A 12846-nucleotide genomic window follows, 5' to 3' on the forward strand; every position below is an offset into this window, starting at 1 on the left:
GGTCCTGCGCACCACCCGGATCGGTCCCGATCCGGTAGGCCTGCTCGACTGACGGGGGTCACCCGTCTGCCGATTTTGACACAGCCCGGCGCGTTCTGGGCAGCCGGGGGCCTCGAGAATCGGTCGGCTTCATCACACGCGGTCATCACAGGACGCCTCGAAGCGCCATACTTCTGGGTCAGGCGGGCTGTCCATGCCAGATCGCCGCGATCCGTAATACCCTGATCGTCAGAAGAGTCATTACTTTGCCGAGGACGACGACTCATGGAACTCACCACCTACGCGGACTTCGCCGTCAGGCTGGTCAACACCGAGGAGCCCGAGCGCGGCAAGGACGCCCTGACGAGCGTCGATGAAGTGCGGCGGCTGTTCAGTCCGGGCGGCCGCGGCGCGAAGCTGGCCGAGGAGGCCGACGTCAACCGGCTGCGCGGGGTCCGCGCGCGGCTGCGCGGGGTCTTCGAGTCAGCGGCGGAGGGCGAGCAGACGCGGGCTGTGGACCTGCTCAACGAACTGCTGATCGAGTACCCGGTCAGTCCGGTGATCTCCGGCCACGGCTACCTGGACGAGTCGGGCCGACCGCTGTGGCACATGCATCTGGCGGAGAACGCCCCGACGGCCACCGCGCTGTACGCGGCGCTGGCGAGCATGGGCCTTGCCATGCACCTCACCGCGCACGGCGCGGACCGCCTCGGCATCTGCCAGGCGGCGCCGTGCCGGAACGCGTACCTGGACACCTCCACCAACCGCAGCCGCCGCTACTGCAGCGACCGCTGCGCCACCCGCGCCAACGTCGCCGCGTACCGCGCCCGCAAACGCGAAGCGGCGAGCGCGTAGCGCTCTCCAGGGGCGCGGGGAACTGCAATTGGCCGGCTTGCCTAGAGGTTCGGCAGTCTCCTGAAATCGCCCAAGCGGCGGGCGAAGCCGTAGGGGAGGGCGCGGAGCGCTGGGTGCCACCAGGTGGAGGGAGCGAGCCACGCGGGCTTCGGGGAGAAGCGGAGCAGAACGCGGCCCAGGACCAGGGAATCAGGTACCGGGCCGTAATCGCGGCTGTCGCTTTCGACCGCGCTGTTGTCCGACAGGAGCCACCAGCCGTACGCGCGGCGTTCGACCGCGCGCTTCACCACGAGCAGGTCCTGCCGGAGCGGGTGCTGGGCCACGACCACCGCGCCGGGGCGCAGCCGCGCCCCGTAGTGGCAGAGCAGGTGGTCCCCGTGCGCCAGCGTCGGCGCCATCGACGGGCCGTCAACCACGACCACGCCGAACCGCCCTGTCACCGCGCCGCCCTCCGGCGGCTCCTGCGGGTCCTGCGGGTCCTGCAACCGCGCCCGTCCGTCAGTTTCACCCATCCGCTCGGCCATCCCGTTCAACCTCGCCCACCGGTCCGCTTCGTCCCGCTTCCATCTTCGCAAGCAGCCGAGGCAAGTCCACCTCTTCTACGACCTTTGTCCTAAGCACTCGGGGTGGACGCGAGTCCGGGCGCTTTCGGCGGTAACCTCCTCCTGGGAAGACGATCACAGGAAGGACTCCCATGTTCTCTCGGCTCTTTGCACCGCGGGTCACTGTCCACGCTCACTGCGACCTCCCCTGCGGCGTCTACGACCCGGCTCAGGCTCGTATCGAGGCTGAGTCCGTCAAGGCCACCCAGGAGAAGTACCAGGCCAACGAGGACCCGCACTTCCGCGCTCGCGCGACCGTGATCAAGGAAGAGCGCGCGGAGATGGCGAAGCACCACATCTCCGTGCTGTGGAGCGACTACTTCAAGGCGCCCCACTTCGAGAAGTACCCCCAGCTCCACCAGCTGGTGAACGACACCCTCAAGGCGCTCTCCGCGGCCAAGGCCTCCACCGACCCGGCGACGGGCCAGAAGGCGCTCGACCTGATCGCCGAGGTCGACAAGATCTTCTGGGAGACCAAGCAGGCCTGATCCCGAGGCATGCACGAGGGCCCGACCGGGATTCCGGTCGGGCCCTCGACTTTGATCCGACCGACTTTGATCAGACCCATCGACGCAAGGAGTCGCTTTGGCCGTCGTTCACCGCACCACGATGAGCCCCACCAAGATGGAGCTGCTCACCGAGTGGCTGCCGGCCCAGCCCTGGTACCGGGGCGGACCCAAGCCGGAGCTCGCCAAGGCCGGCGGGTTCCGGCTCGACGACCCGGCCGGTGAGGTCGGCATCGAATTCATGATCGTCACCGAGGTCTCCGCGGGCGAGCCCGTCGCGTACCACCTGCCGCTGACCTACCGCGGGGCGCCGCTCGACGGCGCGGACGCGGCGTTGATCGGGACGTCCGAGCATGGTGTGCTCGGCACGCGCTGGATCTACGACGGCGTGCACGACCCGGTGCTGCTGGCGCAGCTGACCGCGCTGCTGAGGGGCGAGGTGCAGGCCCAGGCCCAGGGCGAGAGCGACACCCCTGACCCGTCCGTGCAGGTGCACGTCACCGGATCCGGAACGCCGGTCGCCCACCGAGTGCTCCCCCACTCGGGCGTCGAGGCCGCCCTCGGGACGGTCACCGTCGGCTGGGAGCTTCCTGACGGCACTCACGTCGAGGGCGTCGTCGCTTCCGCGTGACTCGCGCACAACGCACAACGCATAACGCAGCGACGAGCGGAGACCGCCCCCCGGCCGGTCTCCGCTCGCGCCGCTACGTCAGGTGGTTCAGGACACGGTGACGTCGTCGTAGTAGGTGTACGTCGGGTCGCCCGCGTAGTTGTCGTCCTTGTTGGTGAGCGTCAGCGTGTAGCTGTGGCCCGCCGTCACGGCCGAGGTGACCTGGGTCCAGGCCGAGGAGCTGGCGCAGGTCTGGGCCAGGACCGTGGTGGTCGTGCCCGTGGTGTTGTCCTTCAGCGTCGCCGTGGCCCAGTCGTAGGTGACCGTGTCGGGGCAGGTGTTGCTGTAGTAGAAGGACAGCGTGCTGCTGCCGGTCGGCGCGGTGAAGGTCTGCGCCGCGGTGGAGGTGTTCGACGGGTTGGTCGAACCCAGCATCGCGCCGTAGCTGCCGGAGTGGGCCGCACCCGCGATGACCGCGGCGTTGCCGGTGGTGGTCCAGCCGGTGAAGGAACCCGACTCGAAGCCGCCGTTGGTGACGCCGCCGCCACCGCCGGTGCCGTTCTCGGTCCAGCTGAAGGTGGTGGAACCCGTGGCGTTGGTGGTGTCCGTCGCGGTGACCGTGACGGAGGAGGTGCCCGTCGCGGTCGGGGTGCCGGAGATCAGACCGGTCGAGGAGTTGATCGACAGGCCGGCCGGCAGGCCGCTCGCCGAGTAGGTGAGGGTCTGGCCGGTCGCCGAGTCACTGGCGCTGACCTGCAGCGAGGCCGCGGTGCCGACGGTGCCGGTCTGGGTGCCCGGGTTGGTGACCGTGACCGTGTTGCCGTGGGTCAGGATCGTGTGGGTGATGGCGCAGGAGTTGGTGTCGTTCGACCAGCTGGCCTGCTCGGCGTAGGTGCCGAAGCTGCCGAAGGAGATGTTGGCCGCACCGCCGGTGGTGCCGGGCTTGAGCCAGGCGCACTCGTCGGAGTTCTCCTGACCGTTGTAGCTGCTGCCGGTGACGTGGTTGGTCCAGCCGCCGGCCGGGTTCTGGTCGGACATCATCTCGTGCCACTCGTGACCGAGGGTCATCGTGTAGCCGTCGAGCGTTCCGGGCGAGTTGACGAAGCCGACGCCGCAGTTCGCACCCTGGTCAATGTTGTACGGCTGGTTCGAGAAGGCGATGTCGCCGTAGGGCGAGGACGCGGCGCCGCCGGTCAGGGTGGTGTCGCCGTTCCAGTCGTGCCAGGCGCAGTACCCGGTGGTCGGGTTCTGGTAGTCGTCCGGGTTGGTGCCGTGGGGCGAGAGGATGACGTAGTAGGCGTCCCGGTTCGACGCAGCCGTCGTGTTGCCGAAGTGAGCGGCCGCGTTGACGGACTCGACGCCGAGCTGGTGGCCGCTGGCCTGGGCCGGCGAGGCGGCGGAGTTGTCGTACCAGACACCGGCGAGCACGCCGCCGCTCTGGTACGGGATGAAGTTGGCGTTCGAGGGGCAGCTGACGGCGCCGGAGGCGACGTTCGGGCCGTCGCACCACTGGGTCAGGTCGGCGGACCACTTCTCACTGTTGGTGCCGATGCCCTTGAACATGTTCTGGGTGGCCTGCGCGGCACCGTTCGCGTCACCGCTGAAGGTCGCGTTGCCGTTGGCGTCGGTGCCCTGGGTGCCCCACTGGGTGCCGTAGAAGACCAGGTAGACCTTGGAGTGACCGCTCTGGACGCCGATGCCGTCCACGCCGCCGCCGTAGGACAGCGTCTCCTGGCCGGTGGCCGCCGCCGTCGCCTGGTGCGCGATGCGGTTCCGCTTCATGGCCTCGTACTGCTTCATGCCCGGGATCTTGCTGGCGCCGAGCGACGAGCTGAACGGGTTGAACTCGTTCGTGATGCCGGAGCCGGTCACCGCCGCGTGGTGGTGGGCCTGGCCCGAGACCTGGGGGAAGACCGGGTTAGAAGCCTGCGCCGGAGACGCTGCTGCGGCGAGACCTGCGGCTGCGAGGGTCAGCGAGGCGACGCTGGATATCGCCGCCCATCTGGTGCGGGAGTTGCGCATGTGGGGAGTGATCCTCTCTCGTCGCGGGAGGCCACTGGAACAGGGGGAGGCCACCCGCTTGCCCTGGGAGAACAGAAGGGGGTTCGGCCAACTCATAAGCTGCGCATGAGAATTGGCTACCTGTCACCACTGGCTGTGGTGTTCCCGCCTTCGAGGGCAAAGCAAAGCAGGGTTGTCCAATTCCGGTCAACAGGCAATTCACAGCAACCGACGCCAATCAGACGTACTGGTGAACAAACGGCGAGCTCAGCGCGGGTCACCGCGCGTAGCCCGCCGTTTGGTGGTTTCTTGTCCCCCCTTGTGGGGGATTGAGGGTTCGTTTACGACTGTGGGAGAAGATCTACGCCCGCAGCTCGCGGCACCCCGGACATCGGGTAGTCCGGCAAGTCGATGGCCTCGGCGGCCTTGGTGGTCAACCGATTGAAGAGGGAACGCATGAGCCGGCTGCAGAGCACCCGGTAGATGCGGTTGCGCTGCTTCAGCTTCTTCGCGGTGGGCGGGGCCAGGAACGGGCCGGCGCCTTTCCCCTGCTTCTGGCATGTCGTCACGTACGGTCGCATCCGCTCCTCGTACCGGGCGAAGGCGGTGGCGTGGTCCGGCGCCATGGCCAGCTCGCCCGCCAGCACGTACGCGCCGACCACGGCGAGCCCGTTGCCCATGCCACCCGGCGCGGGAGCCCACGCGGCGTCGCCGAGCAGCACGACCCGGCCGTTCGACCAGCGGTCCATGACGACCTGGCTCAGCGAGTCGAAGTAGAAGTCGGGCGCCGACCACATCGTGCTCAGCACACCCGGCACCTCCCACCCGGCGTCGCCGAAGTGCTGCTGCACGATGGCCCGTTGCCCCGCGATGTCGCGGTGGTCGTAGCGCAGCCCGGGGTCGTGGAAGACCAGCATCGCGCCGTCCTCGCCGAGGGTGTTGGAGAGGCCGACCATCCGCCCGGGGACGTTCCAGAGCACCCCGCTGTCGCGTAGGCCGAGGCTCGCGGGCGCCTGGGTGGAGAAGGTCGCGAAGAAGTAGCCGGAGTCGCGGCGGAACTCGCTCTCCTCGCCGAAGGCCAGCCGCCGGGTCACCGAGTGCATCCCGTCCGCGCCGACCACGAGGTCGAACTCCTCGGTACCGCCCTGCTCGAACTCGACGGTCACCCCGTCGGCGTGCTCGGTCAGTGTACGGATGGAGTCACCGAAGACGTAGCGGGCGTGGGCCAGACCGGCCTCGTAGATGGTCCGGGCCAGGTCGCCGCGGGTGACCTCCAGCTCCCCGCTCATGAACGAGGCGGGCAGCCGGACGGCCTCGCGGCCGGCCTCGTCGACGACGACCTGCTCGCCCATCGCGGTGTCCAGGCCGCGCAGGGTGTCCAGGATGCCCATCCGCGCCAGAACCGTCAGGTGGACGGCGCCGCGGTAGTCGACGGCGCCGCCGCCCTCACGGAAGGACGTGGCCCGCTCGACGACGGTGACGTCGAATCCGGCGCGGCCGAGCCAGAGGGCGAGGGCGGGGCCGGCGATGCTGGCGCCGGAGATCAGGACGCGCTTGCCGTTCATGGTTCCACCTCGGGGTTCTCTCGCGCTGCGGTATGCCGCGCTCTCGAGAACGAGACTCGCGCGCGCCGCTGACCGCGCCCTGACCGCGCGCGCACCACGGGCACGTACTCGCGCGACAGCCAGTTGCACTATCAAGGGGCGCGGGGAACTGCGCGAGAAACCCCCTGGTGGTCCCCTCGTGCCTCACTCCTCCGTGTGCACCATCAGGGCTTCCTCGAAGTCCAGACGTCGCACCAGTCGGCGCAGCATCTCGTCGTCGATCCGGTCGTCGCCGCGCAGCGTGACCAGCGCGCGCCGTTCCGCGTCGAGGGTCTCGCGGGTCAGCCGCCGGTACGCGCTGTCGACGGACTCCCCCGTCGACTCGTGCACCGGCGCGCCCATCCGCTCCCAGACGGCGTTGCGGCGGCGGTCCAGCAACCGGCGCAGGCGCGACTCGAGCGCCTCGGGCAGCCGGTTGCGCGGATCCTCCAGCAGCGCGTCCAGGCGGGCCTCCGCCGCCTGGGACGCCTCGTACTGGGCCTGGGCCTCGCGCAGCGTCTCGGCCTGGCGGTCCGGCGCCGGCAGCGGCAGCCGCCGGACCAGCGCAGGCAGGGTCAGGCCCTGCACCAGCAGCGTGCCGATCACCAGCGCGAAGACCAGGAAGAGCAGCAAGTCCCGGTCGGGAAAAGGAGATCCTCCCCCAGCCTCCGGCCGGGGGTACCCCCTCCCCGTCGTCACCGGAATCGAGAAGGCCACCGCCAGCGAGACGACACCCCGCATGCCCGCCCAGGAGACGACGAACGGCCGCGTCCACTGCGGACGGCCCTCCCGCTCCCTGATCCTCCGGCTGAGCAGGCCCGGCAGATACGTCGCAGGCCAGGACCAGACGAAGCGCAGCCCGATCAGCGCCACCAGCAGTACCGTCACCCACACCGCCAGCTGGCCGGCCGAGTAGCCGTTCAACTGCCGTACCACCACCGGCAACTGGAGGCCGATCAGGGCGAAGACCGCCGACTCCAGCACGAAGGCGACCATGCGCCACACCGCCTCCTCCTGCAGCCGCAGCTCGAAGTCGACGCAGTTCGCGTAGTGGCCGAGGTAGAGCCCGACCACCACCACCGCGATCACCCCGGACGCGTCGAACGCCTCCGCCGCGGCGTAGGCGGCGAAGGGCACCAGCAGCGAGAAGGTGTTGAGCAGCAGGGGATCCCGCAGCCGGGAGCGCAGCCACTGGAGCGGCCACATCACCAGCAGGCCCACGGCCGTCCCGCCCAGCGCCGCCAGCAGGAACTCGCCCAGCGCGCTGCCGAAGGAGAAGCCCTCCCCCACCGCCGCCGCGACGGCCACCCGGTACGCGGTGATCGCGGTCGCGTCGTTGACCAGGCTCTCGCCCTGGAGGATCGAGACCAGCTGACCGGGAAGTCCGACCCGCCGCGCGATCGCCGTCGCCGCGACGGCGTCCGGCGGCGCGATGACCGCGCCGAGCACGAAAGCCGCCGGCAGCGGCAGCGAGGGGATCAGCGCGTGGGCGACGAGACCCATGGTCAGTGTGCAGAAGAGCACGTAGCCGATCGAGAGCAGCGCCACCGGCCGCAGGTTGTTGCGCAGGCTGCGGTAGGAGGCGTCCTGCGCGGCCGAGTAGAGCAGCGGCGGAAGCACCAGCGGAAGCACGATCCGCGGGTCGAGCGAGTAGTCGGGCAGCCCCGGCAGGTAGGCCGCGCCGAGACCGGCGACGACCAGCAGCAGTGGAGCGGAGACCCGGTACCGGCGGGCCACCCCGGCCACCGCCGTGCTGCCCGCGACCAGCAGGAGGAGTGCGCTCGGACCGCTCATACCGCTCATGGCCTCACAGAAGCACACTCGCGGACCCCTCCGCCGTACCCTGGGGCCCATGTCCCCCTCACGCCCCTGCCCGCACCTGGACGAGCTCGACGCGCAGGAGCCCGCGGAGCTCAGCGCGAGCTGCGAGCACTGCGAGAAGCTCGGGCAGCGTCCCGTCGCCCTGCGCAAATGCCTGCACTGCGGGCATGTCGGCTGCTGCGACTCGACCCCCGGCCGCTGGGCCACCGAGCACCACCGGCAGACCGGCCACGCGGTGATGCGGAGCTTCGAGCCCGGCGAGAGCTGGCGCTGGTGCTTCGAGGACCAGAGGCTCGTGTGAACCGGTCAGCGGGGATCTACGCTTCAGTCATGATCCGACCTGCTGCCCCTGCCGACGTCCCCGAGATCCACGCGATGGTGCGGGAACTGGCCGAGTACGAGAAGTCCCTGTCCGACGCCAAGGCCACCGAGCAGCAGCTGCACGACGCCCTCTTCGCCGAGCACCCGGCCGCCTTCGCGCACATCGCCGAGGACGGCGACGGCCGCACCGTCGGCTTCGCGCTCTGGTTCCGCAACTTCTCAACCTGGACCGGAACCCACGGCATCTACCTGGAGGACCTCTATGTGCGCCCGGAGTCGCGGGGCGGCGGCCACGGCAAGGCGCTGCTGGCCGAGCTGGCCCGGATCTGCGTGGAGCGCGGCTACGGACGGCTCGAGTGGTCGGTGCTGAACTGGAACGAGCCGTCCATCGCCTTCTACCGCGCGCTCGGCGCGCTCCCCATGGACGAGTGGACGGTCTACCGGCTCAGCGGCGCTCCCCTCTCCGCTCTCGGCGCCGGCTGAGCATCAGCAGCCCCGGCCGCATGTTCCCGACGCGGATTTCGCCTCGCCCATTGCCACGGTGCGTATATAGCGACCTACTATGAGTCACCAAGGTGGCCCGGCCCACGGGATGGGCGACACGACGCACGGGATCGCGATAGCGTCACCGGCACGGACGAGACGTCCCGCTGCTCCACCCAAGAGCACAGCACCACCCAACAGCACAGCACGGAGGTGAGGGTGTCCCAGATCGACGGCGAACCCGGCGCGCAGGACTTCGTCGAGGTCCGACTTCCCGCGGCGGGTGCCTACCTCTCGGTTCTGCGAACCGCGACGGCCGGTCTCGCGGCGCGGCTGGACTTCACGCTGGACGAGATCGAGGACCTGCGGATCGCAGTGGACGAGGCGTGCGCGATCCTGCTCCAGCAGGCCGTGCCCGGCTCCGTCCTCAGCTGCGTGTTCCGCCTGGTCGGCGACTCGCTGCGGGTGACGGTCTCGGCCCCGACCACGGACGGCCGCGCGCCCGAGCGCGACACCTTCGCCTGGACGGTCCTCTCCGCCCTGGCCGGCGAGGTGGAGTCCACGGTCGAGCCGGACAAGACGGTGACCATCAGCCTGCACAAGAAGCGCGGTGCCGGCCCCGGCCAGCCATGACGCGAGGAGACGGGAGCGGGGGATCGCCGTGAGAGACCTGAACCACAGGCCCGGAGCGGACCGGGCTGTCGTGCCCGCCCAGGCGGACGCGAGCGACCAGCAGCAGACGGAGGCAAGGGTGTTCGCGGACGATGCCGAACGCGCCGACGCGGACCGGGCATTCGACGCGAAGCCTGACGACGGGAGCGCGAAGGCGGACGAGTCGGTCGCCTTCGACACGGAGCCGGGCAGCGGCGAGGCAACGGCCGGCGACGAAGCGACGGGCAGCGACGCGGCCGGTCCGGTCGTCGAACCGGAGAACGCGGCCGAGCCGTGGGGTCCGGGCATGCGCGTGGCCACGCCTCAGCGGCACGGCGCGCCGGACCGCGAGGCCGCACGCGCCCTCTTCGTCCGGCTCGCACAGTTGCCCGACGGCTCGCCCGAGCGGGTGGAGCTGCGCAACCAGCTGGTCCGGATGCACATTCCGCTGGTCGAGCACCTCGCCCGGCGCTTCCGCAACCGCGGCGAGCCGCTGGACGACCTGACGCAGGTCGCCACCATCGGCCTGATCAAGTCGGTGGACCGCTTCGACCCGGAGCGCGGCGTCGAGTTCTCCACGTACGCGACGCCCACGATCGTCGGCGAGATCAAGCGGCACTTCCGCGACAAGGGCTGGGCGGTGCGGGTACCTCGCCGGCTCCAGGAGCTGCGGCTGTCGCTGACCTCGGCGACGAGCGAGCTCTCGCAGCGGCACGGGCGTTCGCCGACGGTGCACGAGCTGGCCGAGCAGCTGGGCATCTCCGAGGAGGAGGTGCTGGAGGGCCTGGAGTCCGCGAACGCCTACAGCACGCTCTCGCTGGACGTGCCGGACACGGACGACGAGTCCCCCGCCGTGGCCGACACGCTGGGCGCGGAGGACGACGCGCTGGAGGGCGTGGAGTACCGCGAGTCGCTCAAGCCGCTGCTGGCGCAGTTGCCGCAGCGCGAGCAGCGGATCCTGGTGCTGCGGTTCTTCAGGAACATGACGCAGTCGCAGATCGCGGCGGAGGTCGGCATCTCGCAGATGCACGTCTCCCGGCTGCTGGCGCGGACGCTGGCGCAGCTTCGGGAGAAGCTCCTCATCGAGGAGTGAGCGGTCCTTACTGACCCGAGGGCCACAGCGCGGCGGTGGTCCTCGGGTGCAGGAGCAGGACGATGCCCGCGATGCCGGCGAGCCCGACGAGAACGCCGACGGCGATCTGGGCTCCGCCGTTCTGGACGGTGAACCAGGCCACGGCCAGGCAGAGGGTGTCGACCATGACGGCCGGGCTCCGGCCCCAGCGCTTGAGGCGCAGCAGGGCCCGCCCGGCGACGAGTGGCAGCCCGCCCATCAACAGCAGCAGCGCCCCGGCGAACTCGGCCATGCCGACACCCGTCTTGCTGGTGGTCACCAGCGGCGCGACGACGACGTACACGCCGTAGGCGGCGATGACGACGCCCTGAGCAACGGAGAACCACGCCCCGGCGGTCAACGTCCAGGGACGCTCGACGGCGGGGGCAGCAGACAGACTGGCATTCGCGGTCACCACCCCAGGCTAGCCGCCGACGCCCGGCCTTCTTCTCCAGGGGCCCGTTGCACTCTCCCAAGGGGCGCGAGGAACTGCGCGACAAGCCACCCACCGAGGTAGTGCCCCGAACGCGCAGGGCCATCCGCACGCCGCTGGTTTCTCGCGCAGTTCCCCGCGCCCCTGCAGGTTGCAACGGACCCTCCGTCGTCACCTGTCGCACCCACGCGCCGGAGGCGCAAATCAGCAGAGCCCCGCGCCCCTGGGTGGTTGCAACTGAACGCACTGCCTACCGCTAGGTAGTCTGTCGACATGCGTGCGCTCCTGGTCGTCAATCCGAAAGCGACCACCACCAGTGGACGGACCCGGGACGTCCTCACGCACGCTCTCGCCAACGACCTCAAGCTGGACGTCGTCGCCACCGGCTACCGGGGACACGCGCGCGATCTCGCGCGCGAGGCCGCGATCGGGGGGACGCACGATCTCGTCGTCGCCCTCGGCGGGGACGGGACCGTGAACGAGGTCGTCAACGGGCTGCTGCACGACGGCCCCGCCGAACACCTGCCCAGTCTGGCCGTCGTGCCGGGCGGGAGCACGAACGTCTTCGCCCGCGCGCTCGGGCTGCCCAACGATCCCGTCGAGGCGACCGGCCAACTGCTCGACGCCCTCAGCGGTCCGGACGCGCCGCGCCAGCGGTGGGTCAGTCTCGGGCGCTCCGGCGGCGAAGGGCTGCCGGACCGGTGGTTCACCTTCACCGCCGGCTTCGGCTTCGACGCCGGCGTCGTCGGACGGGTGGAGCAGGCGCGCCGCAGCGGGCGACGGTCGACGCACTCCCTCTATATCGGGCAGGCGCTGCGCCAGTTCGCCGGCGAGAGCGGGCACCGCAGGAACGGTCCGATCACGTTCAGTGCCGACGGCAGGGAACCGGTCACCGGGCTGGCGGTGTCGATAGTCTCCAACACCTCTCCGTGGACCTATCTGGGCAATCGGCCGGTCTACGCCTCACCCGAAGCGGGCTTCGACACGAACCTGGACCTCTTCGGGATGACCCGGATGTCACTCGTTCAGACCCTGCGCACGATTCCCCAACTGCTCGACTCCCGAGGGGCCGGACCGCACGGCAAACACGTGGTCGCTTACCACGATCTGCCGGAATTCACCTTGCATTCGCAGGAACCGCTGCCCTTCCAGGTCGATGGGGACCACCTTGGAGAGCGGAAGACCATCAGCTTCACAGGCGTATCTCGGGCACTGCGTGTGATTGTGTGAACGGAAGGGCCATTCGGCCTTGTTCTCGAACGCGCGACCCGCTTCACTCCATCGAAGTACAGGGTGTGACCCAAGCGACACCGACGATTCAAAATTTCCTACCCGAAGGGGGTTGTATCCCCGGTCGAGGTTTGCGAACCTTTACATGGCGATCGGGACAGTCCGTTACCGGAACCCGCCTGAGTCGCCCGAATCCACCGCAACGCCGCGAGCACCCGTACGCCGACCCACCCGTCGGCCCTGTGCCTGCCAACGGGTTCGTGAAAGCGTTCACATTCACAAGCTGCCATTGATGCAGGTGGGACATCCCCGCCTTTTAGAGGAGTTGGACAAGATGGACTGGCGCCACCGCGCTGTCTGCCGGGAAGAGGACCCCGAGCTGTTCTTCCCGATCGGCAACACTGGGCCCGCCCTGCTCCAGATCGAGGAGGCGAAGGCTGTCTGCCGTCGCTGCCCCGTCATGGAGAGCTGCTTGCAGTGGGCCCTCGAGACCGGTCAGGACGCCGGCGTCTGGGGTGGCATGAGCGAGGACGAGCGTCGCGCGATGAAGCGTCGTGCCGCCCGCAACCGCGCCCGCACCGCCTGACACGCTGAGTAGTCGAAACACCAGCACCACTCTCTGATCAACCTTTGATCGAGTGCTCGTACGTATCCGTCGCC

14 protein-coding genes are annotated in these 12846 nt (G+C 69.7%); 9 read left to right on the top strand and 5 right to left on the bottom strand.

Annotated elements, in window-relative coordinates:
• The first annotated feature begins 264 nt into the window (after nucleotides 1-264).
• Nucleotides 265-834, top strand: coding sequence for a CGNR zinc finger domain-containing protein (locus ABIA32_RS10120; protein WP_370093659.1), 570 nt, complete (start codon nucleotides 265-267; stop codon nucleotides 832-834).
• Between the two features lie 41 nt (nucleotides 835-875).
• On the opposite strand, the gene sodX is transcribed toward ABIA32_RS10120, so the two are convergent.
• Entirely contained in the window at nucleotides 876-1346 is a 471-nt protein-coding gene (sodX, locus tag ABIA32_RS10125) for a nickel-type superoxide dismutase maturation protease (protein WP_370093660.1), read from the bottom strand.
• Between the two features lie 182 nt (nucleotides 1347-1528).
• On the opposite strand from sodX, the gene sodN reads away from it, so the two are divergent.
• Together sodN and ABIA32_RS10135 are read left to right on the top strand one after the other, a co-directional pair.
• Nucleotides 1529-1924, top strand: coding sequence for a superoxide dismutase, Ni (sodN, locus tag ABIA32_RS10130; RefSeq protein WP_370093661.1), 396 nt, complete (start codon nucleotides 1529-1531; stop codon nucleotides 1922-1924).
• A gap of 97 nt (nucleotides 1925-2021) precedes the next feature.
• Nucleotides 2022-2573, top strand: coding sequence for a 1,4-alpha-glucan branching protein (locus ABIA32_RS10135; protein ID WP_370093662.1), 552 nt, complete (start codon nucleotides 2022-2024; stop codon nucleotides 2571-2573).
• 87 nt (nucleotides 2574-2660) lie between these two features.
• On the opposite strand, the gene ABIA32_RS10140 is transcribed toward ABIA32_RS10135, so the two are convergent.
• The 3 genes from ABIA32_RS10140 to ABIA32_RS10150 all read right to left on the bottom strand — a co-directional run bounded on the left by ABIA32_RS10140 (nucleotide 2661) and on the right by ABIA32_RS10150 (nucleotide 7939).
• On the bottom strand, nucleotides 2661-4574 hold the full coding sequence (locus tag ABIA32_RS10140) for a putative Ig domain-containing protein (RefSeq protein ID WP_370093663.1): 1914 nt from the start codon (nucleotides 4572-4574) through the stop codon (nucleotides 2661-2663).
• A 320-nt stretch (nucleotides 4575-4894) separates the two neighbouring features.
• Entirely contained in the window at nucleotides 4895-6118 is a 1224-nt protein-coding gene (locus ABIA32_RS10145) for an FAD-dependent monooxygenase (protein WP_370093664.1), read from the bottom strand.
• A gap of 183 nt (nucleotides 6119-6301) precedes the next feature.
• Nucleotides 6302-7939 carry a Na+/H+ antiporter gene (locus ABIA32_RS10150; RefSeq protein WP_370093665.1) on the bottom strand — a complete coding sequence of 546 codons (1638 nt, stop codon included), beginning with the start codon at nucleotides 7937-7939 and terminating at the stop codon, nucleotides 6302-6304.
• A 49-nt stretch (nucleotides 7940-7988) separates the two neighbouring features.
• Between ABIA32_RS10150 and ABIA32_RS10155 the strand changes: the two genes are divergently transcribed.
• The 4 genes from ABIA32_RS10155 to ABIA32_RS10170 all read left to right on the top strand — a co-directional run bounded on the left by ABIA32_RS10155 (nucleotide 7989) and on the right by ABIA32_RS10170 (nucleotide 10505).
• Nucleotides 7989-8258: a UBP-type zinc finger domain-containing protein gene (locus tag ABIA32_RS10155; protein WP_370093666.1), complete on the top strand. Its 270-nt coding sequence runs from the start codon at nucleotides 7989-7991 to the stop codon at nucleotides 8256-8258.
• A gap of 29 nt (nucleotides 8259-8287) precedes the next feature.
• Complete coding sequence (locus ABIA32_RS10160) at nucleotides 8288-8761, top strand: N-acetyltransferase family protein (protein ID WP_370093667.1); 474 nt, start codon at nucleotides 8288-8290, stop codon at nucleotides 8759-8761.
• Between the two features lie 219 nt (nucleotides 8762-8980).
• Entirely contained in the window at nucleotides 8981-9394 is a 414-nt protein-coding gene (locus ABIA32_RS10165; RefSeq protein WP_370093668.1) for an anti-sigma regulatory factor, read from the top strand.
• Nucleotides 9395-9422: 28 nt separating this feature from the next.
• Nucleotides 9423-10505 carry an RNA polymerase sigma factor SigF gene (locus ABIA32_RS10170; protein WP_370093669.1) on the top strand — a complete coding sequence of 361 codons (1083 nt, stop codon included), beginning with the start codon at nucleotides 9423-9425 and terminating at the stop codon, nucleotides 10503-10505.
• A 7-nt stretch (nucleotides 10506-10512) separates the two neighbouring features.
• On the opposite strand, the gene ABIA32_RS10175 is transcribed toward ABIA32_RS10170, so the two are convergent.
• Nucleotides 10513-10938, bottom strand: coding sequence for a hypothetical protein (locus ABIA32_RS10175; protein ID WP_370093670.1), 426 nt, complete (start codon nucleotides 10936-10938; stop codon nucleotides 10513-10515).
• Between the two features lie 291 nt (nucleotides 10939-11229).
• Between ABIA32_RS10175 and ABIA32_RS10180 the strand changes: the two genes are divergently transcribed.
• Both ABIA32_RS10180 and ABIA32_RS10185 read left to right on the top strand, forming a co-directional pair.
• Nucleotides 11230-12186 (top strand): diacylglycerol kinase family protein, encoded by a 957-nt coding sequence (locus ABIA32_RS10180; protein WP_370093671.1) that lies wholly within the window; start codon nucleotides 11230-11232, stop codon nucleotides 12184-12186.
• 334 nt (nucleotides 12187-12520) lie between these two features.
• Nucleotides 12521-12772: a WhiB family transcriptional regulator gene (locus ABIA32_RS10185; protein ID WP_030257455.1), complete on the top strand. Its 252-nt coding sequence runs from the start codon at nucleotides 12521-12523 to the stop codon at nucleotides 12770-12772.
• The last annotated feature ends 74 nt before the right edge of the window (nucleotides 12773-12846 follow it).

Source organism: Streptacidiphilus sp. MAP12-20 (genome assembly GCF_041262525.1).
GTDB lineage: Bacteria > Actinomycetota > Actinomycetes > Streptomycetales > Streptomycetaceae > Streptacidiphilus.

Bases quoted from the DNA above. Each gene is read 5' to 3' on its own strand.
- ABIA32_RS10120 (WP_370093659.1), top strand. From the start codon at position 265: ATGGAACTCACCACCTACGCGGACTTCGCCGTCAGGCTGGTCAACACC.
- sodX (WP_370093660.1), bottom strand. From the start codon at position 1,346: ATGGGTGAAACTGACGGACGGGCGCGGTTGCAGGACCCGCAGGACCCG.
- sodN (WP_370093661.1), top strand. From the start codon at position 1,529: ATGTTCTCTCGGCTCTTTGCACCGCGGGTCACTGTCCACGCTCACTGC.
- ABIA32_RS10140 (WP_370093663.1), bottom strand. From the start codon at position 4,574: ATGCGCAACTCCCGCACCAGATGGGCGGCGATATCCAGCGTCGCCTCG.
- ABIA32_RS10145 (WP_370093664.1), bottom strand. From the start codon at position 6,118: ATGAACGGCAAGCGCGTCCTGATCTCCGGCGCCAGCATCGCCGGCCCC.
- ABIA32_RS10150 (WP_370093665.1), bottom strand. From the start codon at position 7,939: ATGAGCGGTATGAGCGGTCCGAGCGCACTCCTCCTGCTGGTCGCGGGC.
- ABIA32_RS10155 (WP_370093666.1), top strand. From the start codon at position 7,989: ATGTCCCCCTCACGCCCCTGCCCGCACCTGGACGAGCTCGACGCGCAG.
- ABIA32_RS10160 (WP_370093667.1), top strand. From the start codon at position 8,288: ATGATCCGACCTGCTGCCCCTGCCGACGTCCCCGAGATCCACGCGATG.
- ABIA32_RS10180 (WP_370093671.1), top strand. From the start codon at position 11,230: ATGCGTGCGCTCCTGGTCGTCAATCCGAAAGCGACCACCACCAGTGGA.
- ABIA32_RS10185 (WP_030257455.1), top strand. From the start codon at position 12,521: ATGGACTGGCGCCACCGCGCTGTCTGCCGGGAAGAGGACCCCGAGCTG.